21 protein-coding genes are annotated in these 24,470 nt (G+C 69.7%); 10 read left to right on the top strand and 11 right to left on the bottom strand.

Annotated elements, in window-relative coordinates; genetic code table 11:
• Nucleotides 1-9 precede the first annotated feature (9 nt).
• Genes eno through O9255_RS11090 form a run of 3 tightly spaced genes read right to left on the bottom strand, consistent with a single transcriptional unit; the run spans nucleotide 10 to nucleotide 3,833 of the window.
• On the bottom strand, nucleotides 10-1,299 hold the full coding sequence (eno, locus tag O9255_RS11100; protein WP_297866921.1) for a phosphopyruvate hydratase: 1,290 nt from the start codon (nucleotides 1,297-1,299) through the stop codon (nucleotides 10-12).
• Between the two features lie 36 nt (nucleotides 1,300-1,335).
• On the bottom strand, nucleotides 1,336-2,172 hold the full coding sequence (gene kdsA, locus O9255_RS11095) for a 3-deoxy-8-phosphooctulonate synthase (RefSeq protein ID WP_297866920.1): 837 nt from the start codon (nucleotides 2,170-2,172) through the stop codon (nucleotides 1,336-1,338).
• Nucleotides 2,172-3,833, bottom strand: coding sequence for a CTP synthase (locus O9255_RS11090; RefSeq protein ID WP_297866919.1), 1,662 nt, complete (start codon nucleotides 3,831-3,833; stop codon nucleotides 2,172-2,174). Before O9255_RS11090 ends, kdsA begins: the two co-directional genes overlap by 1 nt.
• Nucleotides 3,834-3,976: 143 nt before the next feature.
• Here O9255_RS11090 and parE point away from each other — a divergent pair, with 143 nt between their 5' ends.
• Complete coding sequence (parE, locus tag O9255_RS11085) at nucleotides 3,977-5,878, top strand: DNA topoisomerase IV subunit B (protein ID WP_297866918.1); 1,902 nt, start codon at nucleotides 3,977-3,979, stop codon at nucleotides 5,876-5,878.
• 255 nt (nucleotides 5,879-6,133) lie between these two features.
• Here the strand turns inward: parE and hutG are convergent, their stop codons facing one another.
• From hutG to O9255_RS11065, 4 genes are all read right to left on the bottom strand, one after another.
• A complete protein-coding gene (gene hutG / locus O9255_RS11080; protein WP_297866917.1) occupies nucleotides 6,134-6,916 on the bottom strand; it encodes an N-formylglutamate deformylase in 783 nt (260 codons plus the stop codon).
• Between the two features lie 14 nt (nucleotides 6,917-6,930).
• On the bottom strand, nucleotides 6,931-8,184 hold the full coding sequence (locus O9255_RS11075; RefSeq protein WP_297866916.1) for an FAD-dependent oxidoreductase: 1,254 nt from the start codon (nucleotides 8,182-8,184) through the stop codon (nucleotides 6,931-6,933).
• Nucleotides 8,177-9,412, bottom strand: coding sequence for a DUF418 domain-containing protein (locus tag O9255_RS11070; RefSeq protein WP_297866915.1), 1,236 nt, complete (start codon nucleotides 9,410-9,412; stop codon nucleotides 8,177-8,179). Before O9255_RS11070 ends, O9255_RS11075 begins: the two co-directional genes overlap by 8 nt.
• A 75-nt stretch (nucleotides 9,413-9,487) precedes the next feature.
• Nucleotides 9,488-9,967 carry a peptidylprolyl isomerase gene (locus O9255_RS11065; RefSeq protein WP_297866914.1) on the bottom strand — a complete coding sequence of 160 codons (480 nt, stop codon included), beginning with the start codon at nucleotides 9,965-9,967 and terminating at the stop codon, nucleotides 9,488-9,490.
• A gap of 66 nt (nucleotides 9,968-10,033) precedes the next feature.
• Between O9255_RS11065 and O9255_RS11060 the strand changes: the two genes are divergently transcribed.
• Entirely contained in the window at nucleotides 10,034-10,621 is a 588-nt protein-coding gene (locus O9255_RS11060) for a C40 family peptidase (protein ID WP_297866913.1), read from the top strand.
• A gap of 13 nt (nucleotides 10,622-10,634) precedes the next feature.
• Here O9255_RS11060 and O9255_RS11055 read toward each other — a convergent pair whose 3' ends face one another.
• Nucleotides 10,635-11,000, bottom strand: coding sequence for a YbaN family protein (locus O9255_RS11055; RefSeq protein WP_345781376.1), 366 nt, complete (start codon nucleotides 10,998-11,000; stop codon nucleotides 10,635-10,637).
• Between the two features lie 83 nt (nucleotides 11,001-11,083).
• Here O9255_RS11055 and O9255_RS11050 point away from each other — a divergent pair, with 83 nt between their 5' ends.
• The 7 genes from O9255_RS11050 (at nucleotide 11,084) to O9255_RS11020 (ending at nucleotide 19,684) form a co-directional block, all read left to right on the top strand.
• On the top strand, nucleotides 11,084-11,983 hold the full coding sequence (locus O9255_RS11050) for a universal stress protein (protein WP_297866911.1): 900 nt from the start codon (nucleotides 11,084-11,086) through the stop codon (nucleotides 11,981-11,983).
• Nucleotides 11,984-12,226: 243 nt separating this feature from the next.
• Nucleotides 12,227-13,624 (top strand): DEAD/DEAH box helicase, encoded by a 1,398-nt coding sequence (locus tag O9255_RS11045; protein WP_297866910.1) that lies wholly within the window; start codon nucleotides 12,227-12,229, stop codon nucleotides 13,622-13,624.
• 99 nt (nucleotides 13,625-13,723) lie between these two features.
• Entirely contained in the window at nucleotides 13,724-14,128 is a 405-nt protein-coding gene (locus tag O9255_RS11040; RefSeq protein ID WP_297866909.1) for a hypothetical protein, read from the top strand.
• Complete coding sequence (locus O9255_RS11035; protein WP_297866908.1) at nucleotides 14,047-15,162, top strand: zinc-binding dehydrogenase; 1,116 nt, start codon at nucleotides 14,047-14,049, stop codon at nucleotides 15,160-15,162. The genes O9255_RS11040 and O9255_RS11035 overlap by 82 nt, the downstream gene beginning before the upstream one ends.
• 60 nt (nucleotides 15,163-15,222) lie before the next feature.
• Entirely contained in the window at nucleotides 15,223-16,413 is a 1,191-nt protein-coding gene (locus O9255_RS11030) for a glycosyltransferase family 2 protein (protein ID WP_297866907.1), read from the top strand.
• The gene (locus tag O9255_RS11025) at nucleotides 16,410-18,764 is read left to right on the top strand and encodes a GtrA family protein (RefSeq protein WP_297866906.1); all 2,355 of its coding nucleotides are present in this window, start codon (nucleotides 16,410-16,412) and stop codon (nucleotides 18,762-18,764) included. The genes O9255_RS11030 and O9255_RS11025 overlap by 4 nt, the downstream gene beginning before the upstream one ends.
• 53 nt (nucleotides 18,765-18,817) lie before the next feature.
• On the top strand, nucleotides 18,818-19,684 hold the full coding sequence (locus tag O9255_RS11020) for a bile acid:sodium symporter family protein (protein ID WP_297866905.1): 867 nt from the start codon (nucleotides 18,818-18,820) through the stop codon (nucleotides 19,682-19,684).
• Here O9255_RS11020 and O9255_RS11015 read toward each other — a convergent pair.
• Entirely contained in the window at nucleotides 19,671-20,138 is a 468-nt protein-coding gene (locus tag O9255_RS11015) for a CopD family protein (protein ID WP_297866904.1), read from the bottom strand. The genes O9255_RS11020 and O9255_RS11015 overlap by 14 nt on opposite strands.
• A gap of 143 nt (nucleotides 20,139-20,281) precedes the next feature.
• Between O9255_RS11015 and trxC the strand changes: the two genes are divergently transcribed.
• Entirely contained in the window at nucleotides 20,282-20,740 is a 459-nt protein-coding gene (trxC, locus tag O9255_RS11010) for a thioredoxin TrxC (protein ID WP_297866903.1), read from the top strand.
• A 109-nt stretch (nucleotides 20,741-20,849) separates the two neighbouring features.
• Here the strand turns inward: trxC and O9255_RS11005 are convergent, their stop codons facing one another.
• Both O9255_RS11005 and O9255_RS11000 read right to left on the bottom strand, forming a co-directional pair.
• Complete coding sequence (locus tag O9255_RS11005) at nucleotides 20,850-22,952, bottom strand: TonB-dependent receptor (RefSeq protein WP_297866902.1); 2,103 nt, start codon at nucleotides 22,950-22,952, stop codon at nucleotides 20,850-20,852.
• Nucleotides 22,953-22,963: 11 nt separating this feature from the next.
• On the bottom strand, nucleotides 22,964-24,406 hold the full coding sequence (locus O9255_RS11000; protein ID WP_297866901.1) for a PepSY domain-containing protein: 1,443 nt from the start codon (nucleotides 24,404-24,406) through the stop codon (nucleotides 22,964-22,966).
• Nucleotides 24,407-24,470 lie beyond the last annotated feature (64 nt).

The raw sequence follows: 24,470 nt of genomic DNA, 5'->3' as shown, positions 1-24,470 counted from the left end.
ACTGGGCGGTCAGCGCTTCAGGCTGGTGAACGCGGCGCGGCCGGCGTAGCGCGCCGAAGCGCCCAGGGCCTCCTCGATGCGCAGCAGCTGGTTGTACTTCGCCACGCGGTCGGAGCGGCACAGCGAGCCGGTCTTGATCTGGGTCGCCGTGGTGGCCACAGCGATATCGGCAATCGTCGTGTCTTCCGTTTCGCCCGAGCGGTGCGAGATGACCTGCGCGTAGCGGGCGGCCTCGGCCATCGCGATGGCTTCAAGCGTCTCGGTCAGCGTGCCGATCTGGTTCACCTTGATCAGGATGGCGTTGGCCACGCCCTGGTCGATGCCCTGCTTGAGGATCTTCGGGTTGGTGACGAACAGGTCGTCGCCCACCAGCTGCACCGTGCTGCCCACGGCCTTCGTCAGCTGCGCCCAGCCGTCCCAATCGTGCTCGGACATGCCGTCCTCGATCGTGATGATCGGGTACTGGCGCGACCAGCCGGCGAGGAAATCGACGAACTGCTCGGTCGAGAGGCGCTTGCCCTCGCCCACGAGGTTGTACTTGCCGTTCTCGAAGAACTCCGAGCTGGCCACGTCGAGACCGAGCAGCACGTCTTCGCCGGCACGGTAGCCGGCCTTGCCGATGGCCTCGAGGATGACCTCGATGGCTTCCTCGTTCGACTTGAGGTCCGGCGCGAAGCCGCCCTCGTCGCCGACGGCGGTGCTGAGGCCGCGGCCCTTCAGCACCGCCTTCAGCGCGTGGAAGATCTCGGTGCCGGCGCGAAGCGCCTCGGCGAAACGGTCGAAGCCGACCGGCAGCACCATGAATTCCTGCATGTCGACGTTGTTGTCGGCATGCGCGCCGCCATTGATGATGTTCATCATCGGCACCGGCAGCACCGGCGCGCGGTCACCGGCGAGGTGCTTCCACAGCGGCAGGCCGCGCGAAGCCGCCACGGCATGCGCCGCGGCCATTGAGACGCCGAGCAGCGCGTTCGCGCCGAGCGTGCCCTTGTTCTCGCTGCCATCCAGCGCGATCAGCTTGCCGTCGAGGCCGGCCTGGTCGGCGGCGTCGAAGCCCTTCAGCGCCGAGGCGATCGTCGTGTTGACGTTGCCGACGGCCTTGGTCACGCCCTTGCCCAGGTAGCGGCTCTTGTCGCCGTCGCGCAGCTCCACGGCCTCCTTGGTGCCGGTCGAGGCGCCCGAGGGCACGGCCGCGCGACCGGTGTGGCCACTGGCCAGCGTGACTTCGGCTTCAAGCGTGGGATTGCCGCGGGAATCGAGGATCTCGCGGGCGTGGACGCGGGTGATGGCGGTGGTCATGGATGGCGTGTGTCGGGAGGAAAGGGAAAGTAGGGATCAGAGCAGGGAGGCATCGCGGGCGAGCGCGCGCTTGGCGACCTGGTCGATCTCGACCAGGGTCTCCAGCAGCGCCTTCATCTTGCCCAGCGGCCAGGCGTTCGGACCATCCGAGAGGGCTTTTTCCGGGTCCGGGTGCGTCTCGGCGAACAGACCCGCCACGCCCACGGCCACGGCGGCGCGCGACAGCACCGGCACGAACTCGCGCTGGCCACCCGAGCGACCGTCGAGGCCGCCCGGCTGCTGCACGGAGTGCGTGGCATCGAACACCACCGGGCAGCCGGTATCGCGCATCACCGCGAGGCTGCGCATGTCGGAGACGAGGTTGTTGTAGCCGAAGCTGGCGCCGCGCTCGCAGGCCATGATCTGGGTGTTGCCGGTGGCCAGGGCCTTGGCGGTGACGTGCTTCATCTCCCAGGGCGAGAGGAACTGGCCCTTCTTAATGTTCACCGGCTTGCCGGCGCGCGCGACCTTTTGGATGAAGTCGGTCTGGCGGCACAGGAAGGCCGGGGTCTGCAGCACGTCGACGACGCTGGCGACCTCGTCCATCGGCGTGTATTCGTGCACGTCGGTGAGCACCGGCACGCCGACCTGGCGCTTCACTTCGGCGAGCACCTTCAGGCCTTCGTCCATGCCCGGGCCGCGGAAGCTCGTGGACGAGGTGCGGTTGGCCTTGTCGAAGCTCGACTTGAAGATGAAGGGCATGCCGAGCGCCGAGGTGATCTCCTTCAGCGTGCCGGCCACCTCGATCTGCAGTTCCATCGACTCGATGACGCAGGGGCCGGCGATCAGGAACAGAGGCTGGTCGAGGCCGACCTTGAATCCGCAGAGGTCCATCAGGAGGCTTCCTTCAGCAGCTTGCCGCCGGCCTTGTGCTCACGCGCGGCGCGGATGAAGCCGACGAACAGCGGATGGCCGTCGCGCGGCGTGGAGGTGAACTCGGGGTGGGCCTGGCAGGCCAGGAACCACGGATGCTCGGACTGCGACAGCTCGACCATCTCGACCAGCAGGTCGTCCATCGACTTGGCGGCGATGACGAGGCCGGCGTCCTCGAGCTGGGTGCGGTAGCGGTTGTTGAACTCGTAGCGATGGCGGTGGCGCTCGCCGACCACGTCCTTGCCGTACAGACGGTGCGCCAGCGTGCCGTGCTTGAGGCGCTGCTCCTGCAGGCCGAGGCGCATGGTGCCGCCCAGGTCGGAGTTCTCGTCGCGCTTCTCGACCTCGCCGGTGGCGGTGCGCCACTCGGTGATCAGGCCGATCACCGGATGCTCGGCCTTGCGGTCGTTCTCGGTGGTGTTGGCGCCAGCGAGGCCGGCTTTGTGGCGGGCCACGTCGACCACGGCGGCCTGCATGCCGTAGCAGATGCCGAAATACGGGATGCGGTTCTCGCGGGCGTGCTTGGCGGTGGCCACCTTGCCCTCGAAGCCGCGGTCGCCGAAGCCACCGGGCACGAGGATGGCATCGACGCCCGCCAGCACGCCGGTGCCCTCGGACTCGACCTGCTCCGACTCGAGCCACTTCAGCGTCACCTTGGTGCGCTGGCGCAGGCCGCCGTGCTTCAGGGCCTCGGCCAACGACTTGTAGGCGTCCTGGTGGTCGACGTACTTGCCGACGATCGCCACGGTGACGGCATCGACCGGGTGCTCCATCGCGTCGACGACGGCATTCCACTCGCCGAGGTCAGCCGGCTTCACCTTCGATTCGAGGCGCAGGCGCTCGACGACGATCTGGTCGAGGCCCTGCTGGTGCAGCCAGCTCGGGATCTTGTAGATGTTGTCGAGATCGACCGCCGAGATGACGGCGTTTTCCGGCACGTTGGTGAACAGCGCGATCTTGCGGCGCTCGCCGTCCGGCAGCGGCTGCTCGGAGCGGCACAGCAGCACGTCGGGCTGGATACCGATCGAGCGCAGTTCCTTCACGGAATGCTGGGTCGGCTTGGTCTTCAGCTCGCCCGCCGCCGCGATGTACGGCACGAGGGTGAGGTGCATGAAGATGGCCTTGTCCGGGCCGCGCTCTGTGCGGATCTGGCGGATGGCTTCGAGGAAGGGCAGCGATTCGATGTCGCCGACCGTGCCGCCGATCTCCACGAGGCCGATGTCGAATCCTTCGGTGGCGGCATCGATGCAGCGCTTGATCTCGTCGGTGATGTGCGGGATCACCTGCACCGTCGCGCCAAGGTAGTCGCCGCGGCGTTCCTTGCGGATCACTTCCTCGTAGATGCGGCCGGTGGTGACCGAGTTCTTCCGCGTCAGGTGCGTGCGGATGAAGCGCTCGTAGTGGCCGAGGTCGAGGTCGGTCTCGGCACCGTCGTCGGTGACGTAGACCTCGCCGTGCTGGAACGGGCTCATGGTGCCCGGGTCCACGTTGATGTAGGGGTCCAGCTTCATCATCGTCACGCGCAGGCCGCGCGCTTCGAGGATGGCCGCGAGCGAAGCCGCCGCGATGCCCTTGCCAAGCGAGGACACCACGCCGCCGGTCACGAAGATCAGGGGAGTCATGGGAGTAAACCGCGTGAAAGCGGCATTTTACCGGCTCGGCGCCAAGATCGCGAACGCGCCCGCTCAGCCGGCGTTCCGCTAGGCTATGCGGCCCGCCCTGCCGCCACCCGCGGCCGGGCCGAATCCGTGGAACCCCGCCCCGAATGAGCACCCGCTACAACGCCGCCGACATCGAAGTCCTGTCCGGCCTCGACCCCGTCAAGCGCCGCCCCGGCATGTACACCGACACCACGCGCCCGAACCACCTGGCGCAGGAGGTCATCGACAACGCCGTGGACGAGGCCTTGGCAGGGCATGCGAAGACGGTCGAGGTGACGCTCTGGGCCGACGGCAGCTGCGAGGTGAACGACGATGGCCGCGGAATGCCGGTGGACATCCACCCGGAGGAGAAGATCCCCGGCGTCGAGCTGATCCTCACGCGCCTGCACGCGGGCGGCAAGTTCAGCGGCAAGAATTACGCCTTCTCCGGCGGCCTGCACGGCGTCGGCGTCTCGGTGGTGAACGCGCTGTCCACCAAGGTGGTCGTGCAGATCCGCCGCGAGGGCAGCGAGTACCGGATGGAGTTCCGCGACGGCGACCGCTTCTCGCCGCTGGAGACCATCGGCACCGTGGCCAAGCGCAACACCGGCACGCGGGTGCGCTTCTGGGCCGACCCGAAGTACTTCGACACGCCGAAGTACAACCTGCGCCACCTGCGCCACCTGCTGCGGGCCAAGGCCGTGCTCTGCCCCGGCCTCAAGGTCACCCTCTATGACGAGGCCACCGCCGAGCGCAACGAGTGGTACTACGAAGACGGCCTGCGCGATTACCTGAAGGGCGAACTGGCCGCCCGCGGCGGTGAGCCGGACTGGCTGCCGGCCGATCTGTTCGTCGGGAAGCTGGCGAAGGAAGGCGAGATCGCCGAATGGGCCCTGTGCTGGACCGCCGAAGGCGAGTGCCCGCAGGAGAGCTACGTCAACCTGATCCCCACCGCGCAGCACGGCACCCACGTGAACGGCCTGCGTTCGGGCATCACCGACGCGATGCGCGAGTTCTGCGACTTCCGCAACCTGCTGCCGCGCGGCGTCAAGCTGGCACCGGAGGACGTCTGGGACCGCGCCAGCTTCATCCTCAGCCTGAAGATGGGCGACCCGCAGTTCAGCGGCCAGACCAAGGAGCGCCTGAGCTCACGGCAGGCCGCGGCCTTCGTCGAGGGCGCGGCGCACGACGCCTTCTCGCTGTGGCTGAACCAGCACGTCGAGCAGGGCGAGGCCATCGCACAGATGGCGATCGCCCGAGCTCAGGCCCGACTGAAGACCGAGAAGCAGGTCGTCCGCAAGAAGATCACCCAGGGCCCTGCCCTGCCCGGCAAGCTGGCCGACTGCATCCTCCAGGACCTCGGCCGCACCGAACTCTTCCTCGTCGAGGGTGATTCGGCCGGCGGCAGCGCCAAGCAGGCCCGCGACAAGGACTTCCAGGCCATCCTGCCCCTGCGCGGCAAGATCCTGAACACGTGGGAAGTCGAATCGGGCTCGGTGTTGGGCTCGCAGGAAGTGCACGACCTCGCCGTCGCCATCGGCTGCGACCCCGGCCACGACAATATCGACGGCCTGCGCTACGGCAAGGTGGTGATCCTCGCCGACGCCGACAGCGACGGCCTGCACATCGCCACCCTGCTTTCGGCGCTGTTCCTCAAGCACTTCCCCGCCCTCGTGCGCGCCGGCCACGTCTTCGTGGCCATGCCGCCGCTGTTCCGCGTCGACGTGGGCAAGCAGGTGTTCTACGCGCTGGACGAGGAGGAGAAGCGCCTGCTTCTGGAGAAGATCGAGCGCGAGAAGATCCGCGGACAGGTGACCGTGACGCGCTTCAAGGGCCTGGGCGAGATGAACCCGTCGCAGCTGCGCGAATCGACCATCCACCCGGACACGCGCCGCCTCGTGCAGCTGACGGTCGAGGACGCCGGCGAAACCAGCGCGCTGATGGACATGCTGCTCAGCAAGAAGCGCGCGGGCGACCGCAAGAGCTGGCTGGAGACCAAGGGCGACCTCGCATCACTCGAGGTCTGAGCCCCGGAAACGACGACGCGCGCCGATGGGCGCGCGTCAAGCGGAGGCTTCCGCCTTGGAGATCGCCAACATCAGCACGGCGATGAAGCCGGCGACGACGAAGCGGGCGAGGGTCATTCCGGGGGTCATGGCGGGCTCCGTGCACCGGGGGGCGGGCTGGGCCCCGGTTAACGATAGATTTACACGCCCAAGATGACGGTGTGCTGACGATTCCGTCGCGGTTTATCGCGCATTTACCCGGTGCGCCGTCCCGGATCAGGCCCGGAGCGCGGCCTCGATGAGCGCGCGCACCTGCCCCTGCAACGGCGCAGCCCGTTCCGGCACGAAGCTCCCATCGGGTTCAACCATGTAGGCGCGCTGGGCGGTCTCGAGCTGCACCGCCTCGATGCCGTCGTCCGGACGACCGTAGTGGCGGGTGATGTAGCCGCCCTTGAAGCGCCCATTGAGCACCCAGGAGAAACGCGACTGGGCTTCGAGGCTGGCGCGGAGCCCCGCTTCCGTGGCGAATCGGCAGCTGGCGCCCGCGGCCGTGCCGACGTTGAGCTCCGGCAATTCGCCCTCGAACAGGAAGGGCACGGTCGAAGCGATCGAGTGGCCCTCCCAAAGCAGCACGCGGCCATGCAGCGCGCGCAGGCGGGCCAGTTCGGCCGCGAGGGCCTCGTGGTAGGGGCGCCAATAGGTCTCGACGCGCGCCGCGATCTCGTCGGCATCCGGACCCTGCCCGTCCAGGTAGACCGGATCTCCGCTGAAGCGCACGGCGGGGCAAAGGCCGGTGGTGTTCTGGCCGGGATAGAGGGAGACGTCGTCGGGCGGGCGATTCAGGTCGACCACGTAGCGGGAGTGCGTCGGAACGATCAGGGAGGCGTCCAGCGCCTCGGCAATCGGGCCGTAGAGCTTCGACATCCACCAGTCGGTGTCCGGCGCGGTGCGCGCCTCGGGGCTCATGCGCGCCGCGAGGTCTGGCGGGATGTGCGCGCCATCGTGCGGCACGCTGATCAGCAGCGGCGCGCGGCCGCGTCGGAGCGAGAACAGGTCCATGCGCGCAGTGTCGCTCAGCCGAAGCGGGTGATGGCGTAAGGGGTCGGGTCGATCACGGGGGGCCGGCCGGTCACGAGGTCAGTCAGCAGCCGACCGGTCACCGCCGACATGCCCATGCCCATCATTCCGTGCCCGACCGCCAGCCACAGGTCGGGTTGGCCGGGGACGGCGCCCAGGATCGGCAGGTCGTCCCAGATCATCGGCCGCCAGCCGAACCATTCTTCGCGCTTCGTCGGGCCGGTCGGCTCGCGCAGGACCGCGGCAGCGCCGCGTTCGAGGGCGTCGAGGCGGGCGCGGGTGAGTCGCTCGTCGTAGCCGGCGAACTCCATCGTGCTGCCCAGCCGGTAGCCGTCGTCCCAAGCGGTGACGCAAACGGAATGGTCCCTCAGCACCAAGGGGCGCCGAGGGGCCAGCGTCGGGCGTTCGTAGGTGATCGAATAGCCCTTGCCGGGGATGATCGGCAGGCGCAGCCCGAGCGGGCGCGCCATGCGCGCGGCCCACGGGCCGCTGGCCAGCAGCAGCTCACGGGCGCGCCATGACCGGCCGTCGCGCGCGGTGGCCTTCCAAGCGTCGCCGTCGCGGACGAGATCGACGATGTCGGCGCCCTCCTCGATGACGGCACCGTCCTGCACGGCGATGCGGGCGAGTTCGGCGGTGTAGCGATCCGGACGCAGATGCCCGTCGTCGGGGAAGAACAACGCACCCGCCACGCCCTCGCGCAGCGCCGGCTCCTCGCCTTCGGTGCGCGCGCCGTCCCATTCGTCCACGGCGATACCGTGCTCCCGCAGCACGGCATGGCTGCGACAGCCGGCCTCGAAGGCGGCGGCATCGCGCCAGACGTAGAGCAGGCCATCGCGGCGATGCCCGCAATCGAGCCCGCGCGAACGCACCAGCGCGTCCAGCAGGGCCTGCGACGCGCTCAACAGCGCGGCCTTCGGAGCGATCGCGGCGCGGAAGGTACGCTCGTCGCAGCGGCCGGCGAAGCGCAGCAACCACGCCCACAGCGCCGGGTCGAAGCGCGGCCGCACGAGGAAGGGGGCGTCGGGCTTGAGCATCCAGCCCAACGCCTTCGCCACCATGCCAGGCGCAGCGAGCGGCAGCGCATGGCTCGGCGTCAACGTGCCGCAGTTGCCGTGGCTGGTCGCCGCGCCGATGCGGTCGCGTTCGAGCAGCCGCACGGAGCGGCCGGCGGCGGACAGCGCCTGCGCGCAGGCGAGGCCGATGACGCCGCCGCCTATGACGAGGAGTTCGTCGCGGGGTTCAGGCACCGGCCACCCGCCGCATCGGCGGCCACTGCAGGTAGGTGCCGGCGCGCCACAGCCATTCCATCGGCCCGAAGCGGAAGCGCGCCAGCCACCAGTGGCTGAAGGCGACCTGCGCGGCGAATACCACCAGCACGATGCCAACCTGCCCGCTGCGGCCGACTTCGCCCCAGAGACCCAACCCGTAGCCGTAGAAGACCAGCGTGCCGACGACGGACTGCATCAGATAATTCGTCAGCGCCATGCGGCCGGCCGGCGCGAGGACGCCGAACGCCCCGCGCAGCGGGCCGGTGGCGAGGAGCACGACGAGGGCGAGGTAGCCGAGGGCGAGCGGCAGGTTGCCCAGCGACATCAACCCCATGGCGGCGGTCGCCTCGGCAAAGCCGTCGACGAGGTCGAACTGCGTACCCAAGGCCACGCTGGCCGCGACGCCCAGCGCACCGAGCGCCAGTCCACCCACCGCCAGCTTCACGAAGAACCCGCGATGGGCGACCGGGTCTGCAAGGCGACCGCTGCCGACCAGCCAGCTGCCGATCAGGAACACGCCCAGCATCATCGGGACCTGGAAGGGCAACGCTCCCGTGGCAAGGAACTGGAAATCCGAGAGCCGCTGGCCGGTGATCTCGACGAAGCTGCCTTCACGGTAAACGGCCGCGGCGCGTTCGGCCTCGGCAACGAGGCCCATCATCTCCGCGCGCACCGGTTCCATCATCGAATCCGGCATGAACATCAGACCCACGCCCATCAGCAGCCAAAGGCCCGCCATGCCGAGATACACGAGGGCGCCGACCACCCAGGCCGCCGTCCTGCGCAGCCACGCGAACATCATCAGCAGCAGTGCCGTGATGGCGTAGGCCAGAAGGATGTCGCCGACCCAGACGAACGCGATATGCAGCACGCCGAACAGCGCCAGCAGCAACGTGCGGCGCAGGTACATCCCGAAGAACGGACGTCCCGTGGCCAAGGCACGGTCGCGCATCAGGGCGAAGCCCATGCCGAACAGCAGAGCGAACAACACCCAGAATTTGCCCTGCACGGCCACGTAGATGGCGAGGCCGAAGACGTGGTCCCAGCCCTCGGAGGGCGAAACGCCACCCGAGTAGGACTGCAGCGTCCGGGTGAAGAACTCGATGTTCATCAGGAAGATCCCGAGCAGCGCGAAGCCGCGCAGGATGTCCATGACGGGCAGTCGGTCGTGGTCGGCGGTGGGCGCCGCGGAAGCGGAAAGGGTCATCGGGCACTCTGAAAATGAACGCCCCCGAAGCCTAGGGGCTGCGGGGGCGTCGTGGCTACCGGAAGGGCGCGGGCGTCAGTGCTCGACGCCACCCTCGCCGTGGACGTGGCCGTGGTCCTTCTCTTCGGCCGTCGCTTCGCGGACGTCGACGACCTCGACGTTGAAGCTCAAGCTCTTGCCGGCCATCGGATGGTTCAAGTCGACGTCGACCACCGACAGGCCGATCTTCTCGACAGTGACCGGGCGCGGGCCCATCTGCGTCGGGACCACGATCTGCATGCCCACGGCCAGCTTCTGGTTCTTGAAATGCTTGCGCGGGATGCGCTGCACGAGACCCGGACGGCGCTCGCCGTAGGCCTGGTCCGGCGCCACGGTGACGTCGAAGGTCTCGCCGGCTTCGCGGCCGATGAGGGCGGCCTCGAGGCCCGGGATGATGGCGTTGTGGCCGATCAGCACGGCCAGCGGCTCGCTCTCGCGCGAGCTCTCGATGGCCTCGCCACCCGCCTCGGACACGGTGTAGTGCAGGCGGACGACGTGGTCTTTCTCGATCTTCATGGGAATTCCAAAACTCGGGATGGGGCGCTGGAAGGCAGCGCACGGGATGGGGCAGACTCCGCGACCATGAACGGCCGCAACGCCCTGCCCCGCCATTATCCCGCCGCCCGTGGCACCGCGCCAAGCGCCGCGGCGCTGGCGCTTGCGCTCGGCCTGCTCTCCGGCTGCGCCAGCCTCGGCGACCGCGACGAGACGTCCGGCGAGAGCGCCTCCGAACCCCGCGCCCTGCACAGCGATCGCACCAGCGACGCGGTGCCGCTCGACCTCCGCGCCGACGACGTGCTGATGCAGGCGATGGGCCTGATCGGCACACCCTACCGGTTCGGTGGCACCACGCCGCAGCGCGGCTTCGACTGCTCGGGCTTCACGTCCTACGTCTTCCGTGAATCGCTCGGGCTCGAACTGCCGCGAACCGCGAACGACCAGTTCGCGGCCGCCGGCAGGCCGGTCGACAAAGCCGCGCTCTCCGCCGGCGACCTGGTCTTTTTCCGCCAGGGCCGGGGCCGGATCGACCACGTCGGCATCTACGTCGGTGAGGGGCGCTTCATCCATTCGCCCAGCCGCGGCGGCCGCGTGCGCATCGACGCCCTGGCCGCTCCGCACTGGACGCGCAGCTTCCAGGGCGCGAAGCGGATCCTCGACGCGGCGCCCTGAGCGGCCCCGCGGACTACTCCGGCCGACGCCAGAGCCAGATCGCGACGACGGCCATGCAGGCCGTACCGGTCGCTGCCATCCACCACTGCGGCGCGGTGGCGAACATCAGCACGGCGCATAGCGACATCATCAGCAGGGCCATGCGCTTCGCCTTCCGGCTCACCGCACCGCGGGCCTGCCAGTCGCGCACCATGGGCCCGAACAGGCGGTGGTCGAGCAGCCACTGGTGCAAGTGGCGCGAGCTTTTCGCGGCGGCCCAGGCGGCGACGAGGATGAAGGGCGTGGTCGGCAGGCCGGGCAGGAAGATGCCGATCACGCCCAGCCCCAACGCCGTGTAGGCGAGGGCGATCCAGAGCCCTCGGCGCAGGTCGTTCCACATCGGCGCAGGATACTTGACCGAGGTCATGCGACAGCCCATTCCAGCCGCGCATGGTGGCCTCATCGCCCCCGGGAGCTCCGGCCATGTCGAACGCAGCGTCCACCCCCGCCCCGTCCCACCTCGTGGTGGCCAGCGATTTCAGTGCCTGCGCCGACGACGCGCTGCGGCGCGCCGATGCGCTCGCCGTCGCCCTCGGGGCGCGGCTCAGTCTGATGCATGTGGTCGAACCGCTGCCCGTCGTCTCGGCCTGGGGCGACCCGGGCAGCGTGGCGTGGATCGGCCTTGAAGCCCTGCAGGAAGCCGGCCTCGCACGTCTCCGCCAGCAACGGGCCCGGTTGGCCTCGCTGACCCATCCCGATATCGCCCTGCACTGCCTCGTGGGCCAGCCGCGCCGCGACCTCGGCGCCCTCGCTGCCGAGCTCGGTGGCGACCTGCTGGTGCTGGGCGCCCACGCCCCGACCGGGCTGGGGCAGCGGCTGCTCGGCACCACCGCGCAGGCCGCCGTGCACGCCAGCCCGTTGCCGCTGCTGGTCTGCCGCCGGCCCGCAACCGCGCCCTGGCGACGGGTGCTCGGCGCTTCCGATTTCAGCCCCACCGCCGAGCGCGCCTTGCCCTGGGCCGCCGTGCTCGCGCCGGCCGCGGAGAAACACCTGCTGCACGTGCATCCCTCGCTGCCGGAGGCCACGCTCGCCCTCGTCCAGCCCGACCCCGCCGCGCTCGAGCGTTTCACCGCCGAGGCGGAGAAAGGCGCGTTGGAACGCTTCGCCGCGCTGTCCGCCCGCTACCCGGACTGGGTGGCGCACTTCCGCCGCGGCGACGTGGCGGAGACGGTCGAACGGGAGGCCGCAGAACGTGGCGCGGACCTCGTGGTGCTCGGCACCCGGGGCCACGGCCCGTGGCTCGGCGGCTTGCTCGGCAGCGTCGGTCAGCGCCTGCTGGCCAAGCTCGACGCCGACGTGCTGCTGGTGCCCCAACCGGCCTGAGACCGATGGCTCGCGGCTGAACCGTCCGAACGCCGGGCTGGCGCGGGCGGCGCGCTTGCCGTAGGGTGCGCGGCTTCCGGTGCCGGGTGATCCAAGGTCCCCACGCCGGCCGCGCGCCTCGGCTTGAAGCCGTCGCCCCGGCCCTTCCGCCCGCCCAAGGGCACCGTCAGCGGTTCGTCCGCACCCTCTCGCAGCGCGGTTCCAGGGAACGCTCCGGGTTTTTCGCTTTTGGAGTGTTCTCTCATGACGTTTGAATCCCTCGGGCTCACGCCCGCGCTCTGCCGTGCGCTCGACGGCCTCGGTTTCACCACGCCCACGCCGATCCAGGCCGAAGCCATCCCGGCGGCCCTCGAAGGCCGCGACCTGCTGGCCGGCGCGCAGACCGGCACCGGCAAGACCGCCGCGTTCGGCCTGCCCCTGCTGCAGAAGCTCGCCACCGGCGAACGCACGCGCAACCCGCGCGCCCTGATTCTTGCCCCCACCCGCGAACTCGCCCAGCAGGTGCACGACAACCTGCGCGACTACGCCAAGCACCTGTCGCTGAAGATGGCCGTCGTCTACGGCGGCGTCTCGCTGGTGAACCAGGCCAACACCCTGCGCCGTGGCGTCGACATCATCGTGGCCTGCCCGGGCCGCCTGATCGACCACATGCAGCAGCGCAACGTCGACCTGCGCGAAGTGCAGGTGCTGGTGCTCGACGAAGCCGACCGCATGCTCGACATCGGCTTCCTGCCGGCCATCCGCCGCATCATCGCGATGGTGCCGAAGCAGCGCCAGACGATGCTGTTCTCGGCCACCTTCGACAAGGCCATCCGCGAGATCGCCAAGGAAGCCCTGCGCGATCCGCAGGAAATCCAGGTGAATCCGCCGAACGCCGTCGCCACGATGGTCACCCACCGCGTGCATCCGGTGCGCGACACCCAGAAGCGCGAAGTGCTGCTGCAGCTGCTCTCCACGCACTTCCAGGACCAGACCCTGGTCTTCGCCAAGACCAAGCACGGCTCGGACCGCCTCGCCAAGCAGATCACCGCCGCCGGCATCCGCGCCGAAGCCATCCACGGCAACAAGTCGCAGAACGCCCGCCTGCGCGCGCTGGCCGACTTCAAGAGCGGCGCCGTGCGCGTGCTGGTGGCGACCGACATCGCCGCACGCGGCCTCGACATCCCGGCCCTGCCGCGCGTCATCAACTTCGAGCTGCCGATGGTCCCCGAGGACTACGTGCACCGCATCGGCCGCACCGGCCGCGCCGGCTGCACCGGCGAGGCGGTGTCGCTGGTCTCGAAGGACGAGGCCAAGCTGCTCCGCCAGGTGCAGCGCATCCTCAAGGACCCGCTGGAAGTGCGCGGCCTCGACGGCTTCCCGCCGGACTGGAGCTTCCGCGACGGCAACGACATCAACGACGACAGCACCGCCGGCCAGCAGCGCGCGCGTCGCCCGGACGGTCCGCGTCCGCCGCGCCGTGATGGTCAGCGCCCGGGTGGCAATGCCGCCGCCCCGCGCCGCGACGGCCATGCCCACGGCCCGCGCCGTGACGGTGGCCGCCCGCAGGGCCACGCCGGCGGCCCGCGCCGCGACGGTGGCAACGGTGGTGGTGGCCAGCGTCAGGGCGGCCAGCGCCGCGACGGCACGCGTCCGGCCTGATCGGCCACGCCATCGCTGGACCAGGAACGGGCCTTCGGGCCCGTTTCCTTTTTGGCGTGGGCTGACGCAGGCTGGGCGCTCCTCGGGAGGGAGACGTCCATGCTTCGCTTGATCCTCGCGTTCCTCGCCGGCGCCGTCGCCCTGTCGCTGACGGTGGCCGGCCTCCAGGCGGTCGGACACGCCGTTTGGCCGCTACCCACGGGCATCGACCCGAAGGACGCGGCGCAGATGGCGGGCTTCGTCGAAGCGATGCCGCTCGCGGCGAAAGCGTGGGTACTGCTGGCCTATGCCATCGCGACCACCGTGGCCGTGCTGGTCGCCACCACGATCGCCCGGCCGCGCTGGAAGGGCCTCGGCATCGCCCTCGGCCTGCTGATGGTGGGGCTCTGCGCCATCAATCTCAGCCTGCTGCCGCACCCGCTGTGGATGCTCATCGCGATGCTGGCGATTCCGCTGCCGATCGCCATGGGCGTGGCGCGCTGGCGCCGACCAGCGGGCGGCTGATCCGCGTGCGCCGCATCGTCATCGAACGCCCGGGCGGTTACGACGCCCTGCGCCTCGTCGAGTCCCCCGATCCGCTGCCGAAGGCCGGCGAGGTGCGGCTGCGCGTCGAAGCCTGTGGCGTGAACTACGCCGACGGCATCATCCGCATGGGCCTGTACGAGAGCGCCAAGCGCCTGCACGGCTATCCCATCACGCCGGGCTTCGAGGTGGCAGGCGTGGTCGATGCCATCGGGGACGGCGTCGAGGGCTGGCGGATCGGCGACCGCGCGATCGGAGTGACCCTGTTCGGCGGCTACACCAGCGCGATCTGCCTGCCGGCCGACCGCGTGTTCGCGACACCGGCATCGCTGTCGAGCGCGCAGGCCGCGGCGCTGCCCACGGTGTTCCTGACCGCGTGGTTCATGGCGCATCAGCAGGTATACCCGCGTGCCGGTGATCGGTGGCTAGTGCATTCGGCAGCCGGTGGCGTGGGCGGTGCCCTCCTTCAGTTGGCGCTGCTGGCGGGCGTCGAGGCCACCGGCGTGGTGGGTGCCGCGCACAAGATCGACGCGGCGAAGGCGCTCGGCGCGACGCACGTCATCGACAAGTCGGCCGGCGACTGGGTCGCTGCGGCGAAGGCGATCGCGCCGGAGGGCTTCCACGCGGTGTTCGACGCCAACGGCGTCTCGACCCTGCAAGCCAGCTTCGACGCGCTGGCCCCGATGGGCAAGCTGGTGATCTACGGCTTCGCCTCGATGCTGCCGAAGGACGGCCGCGTGAACTGGCTGAAGCTGGCCTGGGACTGGTGGCGCACGCCCCGCTTCAATCCGCTGGCCATGACCACCAGCAACCGCAGCGTGTTGGCGGCCAACCTCAGCTTCCTGTCCGCGGAAGCGCCGCGGCTGCGCGAGGGAATGCTCTGGCTGCTGGAACGCTTCGCCGACGGCCGGCTGGTGCCGCCGCCGGTCGAGGCCTTCGCACTCGTTGACGCGGCGCAAGCACATCGCCGCATCGAGTCGGGGCAGAGTGTCGGGAAACTCGTGCTACGTCCTTGACGCGGGCGACGGGTTGCACGTGCCGCTGCCCGGGGTCGGGGCACTGTTAGCATTCGGCCCATGGATTCGAACTCGACGATGCACACACCCGCAGGGAATGCGGTGGAACTCACCATCCTGATGCCCTGCCTGAACGAGGCCGAGACCTTGGCGGCCTGCATCCGCAAGGCAAAACGATTCCTCGCGACGTCGGGGGTCGAGGGGGAGGTGCTGATCGCCGATAACGGAAGCACCGACGGGTCGCAAGACATCGCCCGGGCGGAAGGTGCGCAGGTGATCGAAGTGCCGCAAAAGGGCTACGGCGCCGCATTGTCCGGGGGCATTCATGCCGCACGCGGCCGCTTCGTGATCATGGGGGATGCAGACGATTCCTATGACTTCCTGAACCTGCACCCGTTCGTCGCGGCGCTGCGCGGCGGCGCCGATCTCGTGATGGGGAACCGCTTTCGCGGCGGAATCGCTGAAGGGGCCATGCCCTTCCTCCATCGATTCCTGGGCAATCCGGTCCTCAGCCTGCTGGGGAGGTTGTTCTTCGGCGTGCCGGTGAGGGATTTCCACTGCGGCCTCCGAGGATTCTCCCGTGACCGCATGCTCGCCCTCGACCTGACGACGCCCGGCATGGAGTTCGCGAGCGAGATGGTGGTGAAGTCGTCGCTTGCGCGTTACCGCATCGTCGAGGTTCCCACGACGCTGAGCCCCGCTGGGCGATCGCGGCCGCCGCATCTGCGCACGTGGCGGGATGGCTGGCGACACCTGCGTTTTCTGCTGCTCCACAGTCCGCGCTGGCTGTTCCTGCTCCCCGGCAGCCTCCTCGTCGCCACCGGCGTATCGGGGATGGTCGTGATCGCGACGACGCGGCCGACGCTGGGTGGCATCAGCCTCGATGTCCACACGCTCTCTTATGCCGGCGCGGCCGTCGTCCTCGGTGTGCAGATGGTGCTTTTCGCCGCGCTGGCGCGCCTCCTGGGGATCCGCAACGGATGGCTGCCCGAGACCGCGAGGGTCCGCGGCCTCCTGGACGCGTTGACCCTGGAGCGTTGCCTCGTGGTGGCCTGCTTGATGTTCGCGCTCGGCATTGCGATGTCGCTGCGCGCCGTCGGCCTATGGGTATCGCAGGACTTCGGGGCATTGGACCCGTCCCAGGTGATGCGCTGGGTGATTCCTTCGGTCACCTTGATGGCTGTCGGCGGCGAGTTGGCCCTTTCCGGCTTCTTCCTCGAAGCGCTGCGCCTGCCTGTCGCGAGGAAATGACCGTTCGCCTCGCGGAGCCAACCCGCCGCAAGCTCGCCTTCCTCCTCGTCGGGGGCTGCGGCTTCCTGCTCTACAACCTTTTTTCGCAACTGCTGGTCCACCTCGCCGGCGCCCCGGCGGAAGTCGCCGCCTTCCTCGGCGTGCTCTCGGCGATGCCCATCGTTTTCCTGATGCAACGGAACTTCGCGTTCCGGCACAGGGGGGGGCTCTCTCGATCCTTCGCGGCCTACTGCGGGCTGCAGCTACTCAATGCCGCCTGCATCGCGCTGATGGTTCGCTTCGGGCGTAGCCTCGGGCTCACCGACGAGGTCAACATCCTCGCTTCCGGCGCGACGATCGTTGTCCTCTCCTACCTGGTGATGTCGCGCCTCGTATTCCGATCGGCGGATGACAAGGACGTTGCGGCCCGCATCTCGGCCCGGCCGCGGTACCTCGCCCTCGGTCTCGCGGCCGCGTCGACGATCGCCTCCATCGTCGCGATCGCCGGGCTCCCGGTCTCGATGCTCGCCGGCGCGGGGCATGACGACGCCTGGTTCTGGCAGCGTGCGGAATCGATCGTCGGTGGCGCTTGGCTCGGAGCCTACGAACCGTTGACCCTGATGAAGGGCGCGGGCTATCCGCTGTTCCTCGCACTCGCCCACACCTTCGGCCTGCCGCTGACCTGGGCACAGGCCCTGCTCTACGCCTCGGCGACGCTGCTGCTGGGTTGGGCCGTCCACCGTCTGGGCGGGCGCCCCTGGCTCGCGCTCGCACTGACGATCGCACTGCAGTGGCAGCCGGCGGCCTTCGCCTGGGGACGCGTGCTCCGGGACAACATCACGGCGGCGCAGGTCCTGCTGATACTCGCCTGCGTCATGCACGCCGCCGCGTCGCTGCGCGATGGCCGGCGCGGACTGGGGTGGATGGCCGCCGCCGGGCTGATGGCCGGATGGTTCTGGTGCACGCGTGAGGACAGCGTCTGGCTCCTTCCAGGCCTCGCAATCCTGCTTTGCACGGGGCTCACCGGCGTGCGTCACGGGGGTGCGGCCACTCGCCGTCTGGCCCTTGGTGCGGCTTGCATGGCCGCGACTGCTGGCGTTCTGCCGGGGGTCGTGATGGCGGCAAACCAGCTGCATTACGGCATGTTCGCACTGACCGACATGCATCGCAGCTCGTTCTCCGCGGCACTGTCCGCGCTGCAGCGGGTGCGGGTGGGCGAGACCGTGCCTTACGTGCCAGTGCCGGCGAAGGTGCGTCAGGTCGTTTACCAGCAAAGCCCGGCCTTCGCGCGACTGGCGCCGGCTCTGGAAGGCGCTGCCAAAGGCTGGACGCGCCCCGGCTGCGCGGTGTTGCCCGTGACCTGCGGCGATTACGCCGGAGGCTGGTTCCTGTGGGCCTTGCGCGATGCAGCGGCGTCCACAGGCGCCTATGCCAGCGCGTCGACCTCCGAGGCCTTCTTCGCGCAGGTGGCGACTGAGGTTTCAGCGGCCTGCGACGCTGGGCGTCTCCGCTGCGTCCCCGCGACCGTCCCCCTGCTTCCTGGCCTCGACCAGTTCCAATGGCAGGACGCCGGCCCGAGTGCGGCCGGATTCGCGCGCCTGTTGCTCTGGCAGGACGCGAGGCCGTTGCCGGTGGCCAGCCATGCCGACCACCCCGGGATCACGAGGATGTGGCGCTTCGTCGGCGAGCCGAGCATGGCCGGGTCGCCGCCCGTCACCAGCGTGCGGGTCAGCGGCTGGTTCCGTGGACCGGAGGGCGATTGGCCCGAGGGACGATGCGAGGCCGGAAACGTCGCCCTGCCGTTTGAACGCCGTCCGAGCCCAGACGTGGCCGCGCACTTCAACGATCCTGGCGCTGCCATGAGCCGCTTCGAGGTGATCTTTCCCGGCGACGACGACTGCGCGATCGTGTTCGCCAGCGGCCAAGCCACCGTGCCCCTCGCCAGCATCGACCAGATCGGCATGCCGTTAGGCCTCGGCGAATCGCAGCTTTTCATCGACACCGTGCGAAGCGGATCCGGGGAGGCCGCCTCCAACCTTCCCGCTCCCTTGCGCGCACGACAGGCCGTCGACGCCCTGTACGCCGTGGCCCTCCCACTGCTGTCAGCGACCGGCTTGTTTGCCTTCGCAGCCGCCAGCCTGACAGGCTGGCGACGGAGGCGGCTCGATGCGCTGCACGTCGTCGCCATCGCCACGTGGTGCATGCTTGCAAGCCGCGTCGGGCTGCTGATGCTCGTTGACCTGTCGTCGTTCCCGGCGGCCAAAATCCACTACCTCCAACCCGCGTTTCCCTTGCTGATCGTGGCCGCGTTCGCCTCGTTCGGCGCACTGCCCGGTCTCCGGGCTTCGGCTCCGCCCGTCCCAGCGGCCTAGGGGCGACACCACAGCAAGCGCACCCACACCTCCGCTCCCGAGAGGATCCGCCAATGGCCGACAACCCCATCTTCAGCCTCTTCCTTCCGATCGCGCTGGGCATCGTGATGATCGGCCTCGGCCTGCACCTGACGCTCGCCGATTTCAAACGCGTGGCCACGGCGCCGAAGGCGGTCGTCGTCGCGCTGCTGGTGCAGACGGTGGTGCTGCCGCCGGTGGCCTTCGGGCTGGCGATCGGCTTCGGCCTGCCGCCCGAACTCGGCCTCGGCCTCGTGCTGCTGGCGGCCTCGCCCGGCGGTGTGACGGCGAACCTGTTCTCGCACCTCGCCCGCGGCGACGTGGCGTTGAACATCACGCTGACCGCCATCAACAGCGTGCTCGCTCTCGTGACCCTGCCCGTCTGGGTGACGCTGGGGCTCGCATGGCTGATGGCCAGCGAACAGGCCGTGCCGCCGCCGACACGCAAGATCATCGAAGTCGGCGTGCTGGTGATCCTGCCGGTGGTGATCGGCATGAGCCTGCGCGCGTGGCGGCCGGTGATCGCGGAAAAGCTCGACAAACCGATCCGGCTCGCCTCGACGCTGATCCTTGTCGTGCTTATTGGCGCAGCCGTGTTCTTCGAATGGGAGACGCTGGCGAAGTACGCGGCCGTGGTCGGCCTCGCCGCCCTGCTGTTCAACCTCGTGAGCCTGCTGTCCGGCTACGCCGCGGGCCGAGCCGCGCGCCTCGGCGTGCCGCAGGCCACCGCCATCGCCTTCGAGATCGGCATCCACAACGGCACGCTGGCGATCTTCGTCGCCCTCCATGTGCTGTCGATGCCGGGCGCCGCGGTGGTGCCGGCGCTCTATTCGCTGCTGATGTACCTCACCGGCGGGCTGTTCGCGTGGTGGGTGCTGAAGCGGGCGCTCAGATCGGCTTGATGAAGACCAGCACGAGGATCACGAGCAGCAGCACCACCGGAATCTCGTTGAACCAGCGCAGCCACGTGGCCGACTTCGGCGCCGCGCCTTTCTCGATGGCCTTCACCATTCGGCCGGCGACGATGAAGTGGGCGACGATGCCGAGCACCAGCAGGAACTTCAGGTGCATCCAGCCGCGGGCGGCGGTGATGTGGGGCCAAAGCGAATCGTCGATGACGCGGCCGAACCACAGCAGGAAACCGAACAGGAACACGAAGCCCAGCATCACGTGGCCGAAACGGTAGAGTCGCTTGCCCATCAGCACGAGGCGCGCGACGACCGCGGGCTCCGAAGCCGCCTCCGCGATGTTCACGAGGATCCGCGGCAGGTAGAAGACGGTGGCCATCCACGCGATGACGAACAGGGTGTGGAGCAGCTTGGTCCACAAGTAGGTGTTGCCGGCGTAGAGCTCCATCGGACCAGGGTTCCAAGAGTGGGAAGGCGGCGAAGGATGCCACGCCGGCCTCGGCGCGGTGTTGGTACGACGTGGTCGTGACGCCGGGCGCGATGCGGCCCTGCACCATGCCGCATCGCCCGCGGGGCGCTACCCTGCGCGCCATGGACACCGACACCACCCAGCTCGCCTGCCCGCACTGCCTGTCGATCAACCGCGTGCCCGACGCGCGCCTCGGCGACGACCCGAAGTGCGGGCGCTGCGGCCATGGCCTGTTCACCGGCATGCCGCTGGCGCTGACGGCGAAGAACGCCGAGGCCCTGCTGCTGAAATCCGAGCAGCCGGTGATCATCGACGCGTGGGCCGGCTGGTGCGGCCCCTGCCGCAGCTTCGCGCCGGTGTTCGCCACGGCTTGCCAGCGCCTGGAGCCGCAGTTCCGCTTCGTGAAGCTCGACACCGAAGCCGAACCCCAGTTGGCCTCGCAGTTCCGCATCCAGAGCCTGCCGACGCTGATCGCTTGGCAGGGCAGCCGCGACGGTGGACACGAGGTCGCCCGGAGCAGCGGCGCGATGCCGATGCCCGCCTTCATGCAGTGGATTGCGACCAGCTACGGGCTCGCCTGAATGTCCCAACAAGAGCGTCGCGACCGACGCGCGACCGCGATCGCCCTGCTCGCCGTGACGCTCAAGGGCTTGGCCTTGGCCACGCTGGCGTGGTGGATGCTGCGCTGACTCAGAGGCGCCACTCGAGGCCGACGTACACCGAGCGGCCGTCGCCCGGCAGGTAGTAGGCCCCGTCGCGCGGCGGGCGCACCGCGGCCGGGTTGGCCGGGTTGAATGGCACGCGGGTGTCCGCGACGACACCGGTGGTCGCGACGTAGGCGCGGTCGCCAAGGTTGCGGCCATCGACGAACCACGACAGGCCCTCGCTCACGCTCCCCGAAACTTTGAGCCCCCAGATGGCGTAGCCCGGCGCGCTGAAGGTGTTGGCGTGGTCGATGGAATAGTCGTTCGGCACCCACTCCACGTTCGGCGCAATGCGGATAGCGTCCGACGGCGCCCACGCCAGCTCGGCGCGCAGCCACTCGCGCGGCAGGCCGGCGAGCTCGTTGTCGCCGAAGGCGGCGTCGCCGTCAAAGCGGAAGTCGTTTACCAACGCGTTCAAGGCGACTTGCCACTGCGGCGCGAAAGCCCACCGGGTGGACAACTCGAGGCCCTGGTGGATCGTGCGGTCGGCATTGCGCGTGCCCAGCGGATTGCCGTTGCCGTCGGTGAGCGCCAGCAGTTCGTTCTCGACATTCGCGCGGTACACGACCGCATCGAGGTCCAGGCCATCACGCGAGTAGCGCAGGCCGACCTCGCCGCTGTTGGCGCGCTGCAGGTCAACGAGAGTGACGTTCGGGCCGCCGGCCAGCTCGCCGAAGCTCGGCGGCTCCGCGCTGCGGCTCAGGTTGGCGAACCACTGCACGCCTTCGGCGCCCTCGAAGCGCAGGCCGAGCTTGGGGCTGAAGGCGTCGTAGCGGCGGTCGAAGCTGGCATCGAATGGCACCGGCAGGCGGTCTTCGAACCGGCGTTTTGCTGACAGCGCCTGCGCGCCCACCACGGCCACCCAGCGCTGGCCCAGCCAGTGCTGGTTCTCGAAGAAAACCGTCGTACTCGTCGCGAGCTGGTCGTTCTGGTCGGTGCGGGCGCCGCGATGGTCGTCCGGATTGGCGCGGCCGCGGTTCACCCAGCGGTCGTCGCGGGTATCGCCGCGCACGTGCCCAAAGCCCGCCACGAACACGTTGCGGCGGCCGTTGATCTCACCTTCCTCGCGCACGCGCACGTCGATGCCGCGGTCGAGGCTGTCCTGCTGCAACACCTGGAAGATCGGGTGGTCGAGGAACTTGTCGCTGGCGAAGGCCGAGACCAGCAGCTCGCGGCCGGCCTCGGGGCGATAGGCCACGCGCAGCGACGCACGGGTGAGCTCGAAGTCGCGGCGCTGGTCGAGCAGCACGCTGCCGCCATTGGCCTGCCGCGGATTGGCGAGGAACTGCGCGCGCGTCAGCGAGCCAGGCAGCGCCGATCGGGTGTCGACGTGCGTGAGGTACACGCGGGCGTCCAGCATGTCGCTGAAGCGGTAGCCCCAGTTCGCGCCAAGGCGGTGGTTTTCCTGGCGAGCGTTGGCGCGATAGCCATCCTGCGCAAAGCCGCCCAGCGACACGACCGCGTCATGCGCACCCGAGTGGCCGCCCCACTGCGCCTGCCAGCGCCCGTAGCCGAAGCTGCCGGCCTCGGCGCGCAGGCGCGTGCCGTCAATGTCGTAGCCGGTCGGTGAGACGTAGTTGATCGCGCCGCCCAGCGAAGCCGCGCCGTACTCCAGCGCGTTCGGGCCGCGCCACACTTCGATGTAGCGCGCCGACAGCGCATCGATCGACTGCATGTCGAAACCGCCGTCGGCGAGGTTGATCGGAATGCCGTCCTGCAGAACCACCAGGCCGCGGCCGTGGAAGGTGCGCTGCACGCCGGAACCGCGGATCGCGATGCGCGACTCTTCCGAACCGAAACGCGGCTGCACGAACACGCCGGCGGCGAAACCCAGCGCGTCCGAGAGCGTGCTGACGCGGCCCTGGCGAAGGGCTTCGGCATCGACCAGCGTGGTGGCACCCGCGCGCTCGGCAAGACGCTTCTTCGCACCCTCCAGCGAGAGCGGCGCCAGCGGCGTGAGGTTCTGGCCCTCGACCTCGACACGATCCAGCACGGCCGGATCATTCGGGGTCTCGGCGGCTGCGGCGGGCAGTGCGACGAGCGCCGCGCTGAGCGCGAACGCGAGGGGATGGCGACGAAGCAGGAGCATGGACAGATCTCTCAAGGGGAAACGGAAGATGGGGCGACGCGGCGACGCCGTCGCAGCGCGATGCCGAGTCCGGCGAGAACGAGCCCCAGCGCCAACACGGCAACCTGAAGTGCGTCGCGGCGCGCGGGCGAACCGAGCAGGCCGGCCAGCGGCTGCCACTTGTGGACGATCGAGAACACCCAGGCCTCGGCAACCGCGGTCGCACTCATCACGTCGAGGCGCTGCGCGGTGTCCGGATCGAGGGCGATTCGGCGGCCTTCGGGCGTGGTGGCGATCCACGCCGGAAGCCGGCGGTTGCGGAAGTCGTAGTCGGGGCCGAAGCGCGTGAACCGACGCAGCGCATCGCCGTCCAGCCCATGGCGAGCCGCAGCCGCCCGCGCCAACTCGCGCTCACCGTCCGCCACGGTGCTGCCGCTGGCCAGATCGACGACGCGCGCCTCCGGCACCGGCACGCCCCAGCCCGGCGCGAGCGGCGCGCGAAACACCAGCACCGCGCGGCCGTCCGGCAGCGTCGCGACGCTGGCTTGCGACCAGGCGCGGCCGCCTTCCGAAAGCACCAAGGCTTGCGTGAGACGCGTCGCGTCGAAGCCGATCGGCGGCAGGACCAGCCCCGCGGGAAGCGACAGGCCGCGATCGGGCGCATCACCCGCTTTCCAAAGGGTGTGGATCAAGCCGCTCGAAGCCATGCCGAGCAGGGGAATGCCGGCCCACAGAGCAAGCCGGCGGTGCCAACGACGGGCCGATGGCGCCTTCGGCGAGGCCGGGCGCCGCCACCACAGCACGAGGCCCGCGAGGCCCAGCACCAGCAGCACGGTCATCGCGGACGCCACTACGGTGCGACGCAGCGGATCGAGCGCGCCGAGGAAGGCCAGCGTGTGCACCTGCCGGAAGCCGGCCTGCATCCATCGCCTCCGCGTGTCCGAGAGCGAGGCCAGTACGCCGGTCTCGGTGTGGACGTAGGCGACCAGCCCCTCATCACCTTCGAAGCTCACGGCCCAGACCGGCAGCAGGCGGTTCACCCACGGGTACTCGTCGCCGAAGCGGTCGACGCGTTCAATCGAACGGATCGCGCGTTCTTCGCCGAGATACGTGCTGGCCAGCCAGCGCGCGTAGTCGCGGTCGCTGCCGGGCCAGGGGCTGCCGTCCATGCGCAGGTAGCGGCGCTCGCCATCCGGCCCGGTTCGTTGCCAGAGCGGGCCGCCCGGCCCGGGTACCGTGCGCACCACGGCCGCGCCGTCGCTGCCGCGGAGCACCGCGGACAGTCCGGCCGCCAGTGCGTCGGGCGCGAGTGCCGCGGTCGGCAGCGATCGCTGCGCGGGCATCGGGGCCAGCAGGCCCATCAACGGATGCAGGAAGCCGGACAGCGTCCAGGCCATGAGGACGACGAGCGCCACCCACGCCAACGCGCGGTGGAGTCGGGACACGAACGGCAGCGTGGCGAAGCGGGCGGACACGGCGGACGAGGGCGGCACGGGACGGCCGCGCAGTTTCCGGGGCGCTGCCGCCTTCGGGAATGCG

Origin of the sequence: Silanimonas sp. (assembly GCF_027530345.1) — a bacterium.
Lineage (GTDB): Bacteria > Pseudomonadota > Gammaproteobacteria > Xanthomonadales > Xanthomonadaceae > Silanimonas.
The sequence above is the reverse complement of the archived record's forward strand: the minus strand, read 5'-3'. Positions and strand labels throughout refer to the sequence as shown.

What these genes read in the sequence shown, in the direction of transcription:
- O9255_RS11005 (WP_297866902.1), bottom strand. Translation starts at nt 22,952, where the DNA reads ATGCTCCTGCTTCGTCGCCATCCCCTCGCGTTCGCGCTCAGCGCGGCG.
- O9255_RS11030 (WP_297866907.1), top strand. Translation starts at nt 15,223, where the DNA reads ATGGATTCGAACTCGACGATGCACACACCCGCAGGGAATGCGGTGGAA.
- kdsA (WP_297866920.1), bottom strand. Translation starts at nt 2,172, where the DNA reads ATGGACCTCTGCGGATTCAAGGTCGGCCTCGACCAGCCTCTGTTCCTG.
- O9255_RS11025 (WP_297866906.1), top strand. Translation starts at nt 16,410, where the DNA reads ATGACCGTTCGCCTCGCGGAGCCAACCCGCCGCAAGCTCGCCTTCCTC.
- O9255_RS11020 (WP_297866905.1), top strand. Translation starts at nt 18,818, where the DNA reads ATGGCCGACAACCCCATCTTCAGCCTCTTCCTTCCGATCGCGCTGGGC.
- O9255_RS11015 (WP_297866904.1), bottom strand. Translation starts at nt 20,138, where the DNA reads ATGGAGCTCTACGCCGGCAACACCTACTTGTGGACCAAGCTGCTCCAC.
- O9255_RS11055 (WP_345781376.1), bottom strand. Translation starts at nt 11,000, where the DNA reads ATGTGGAACGACCTGCGCCGAGGGCTCTGGATCGCCCTCGCCTACACG.
- hutG (WP_297866917.1), bottom strand. Translation starts at nt 6,916, where the DNA reads ATGGACCTGTTCTCGCTCCGACGCGGCCGCGCGCCGCTGCTGATCAGC.
- O9255_RS11070 (WP_297866915.1), bottom strand. Translation starts at nt 9,412, where the DNA reads ATGACCCTTTCCGCTTCCGCGGCGCCCACCGCCGACCACGACCGACTG.
- O9255_RS11045 (WP_297866910.1), top strand. Translation starts at nt 12,227, where the DNA reads ATGACGTTTGAATCCCTCGGGCTCACGCCCGCGCTCTGCCGTGCGCTC.
- O9255_RS11090 (WP_297866919.1), bottom strand. Translation starts at nt 3,833, where the DNA reads ATGACTCCCCTGATCTTCGTGACCGGCGGCGTGGTGTCCTCGCTTGGC.
- O9255_RS11060 (WP_297866913.1), top strand. Translation starts at nt 10,034, where the DNA reads ATGAACGGCCGCAACGCCCTGCCCCGCCATTATCCCGCCGCCCGTGGC.
- O9255_RS11040 (WP_297866909.1), top strand. Translation starts at nt 13,724, where the DNA reads ATGCTTCGCTTGATCCTCGCGTTCCTCGCCGGCGCCGTCGCCCTGTCG.
- trxC (WP_297866903.1), top strand. Translation starts at nt 20,282, where the DNA reads ATGGACACCGACACCACCCAGCTCGCCTGCCCGCACTGCCTGTCGATC.
- O9255_RS11050 (WP_297866911.1), top strand. Translation starts at nt 11,084, where the DNA reads ATGTCGAACGCAGCGTCCACCCCCGCCCCGTCCCACCTCGTGGTGGCC.
- O9255_RS11065 (WP_297866914.1), bottom strand. Translation starts at nt 9,967, where the DNA reads ATGAAGATCGAGAAAGACCACGTCGTCCGCCTGCACTACACCGTGTCC.
- parE (WP_297866918.1), top strand. Translation starts at nt 3,977, where the DNA reads ATGAGCACCCGCTACAACGCCGCCGACATCGAAGTCCTGTCCGGCCTC.
- eno (WP_297866921.1), bottom strand. Translation starts at nt 1,299, where the DNA reads ATGACCACCGCCATCACCCGCGTCCACGCCCGCGAGATCCTCGATTCC.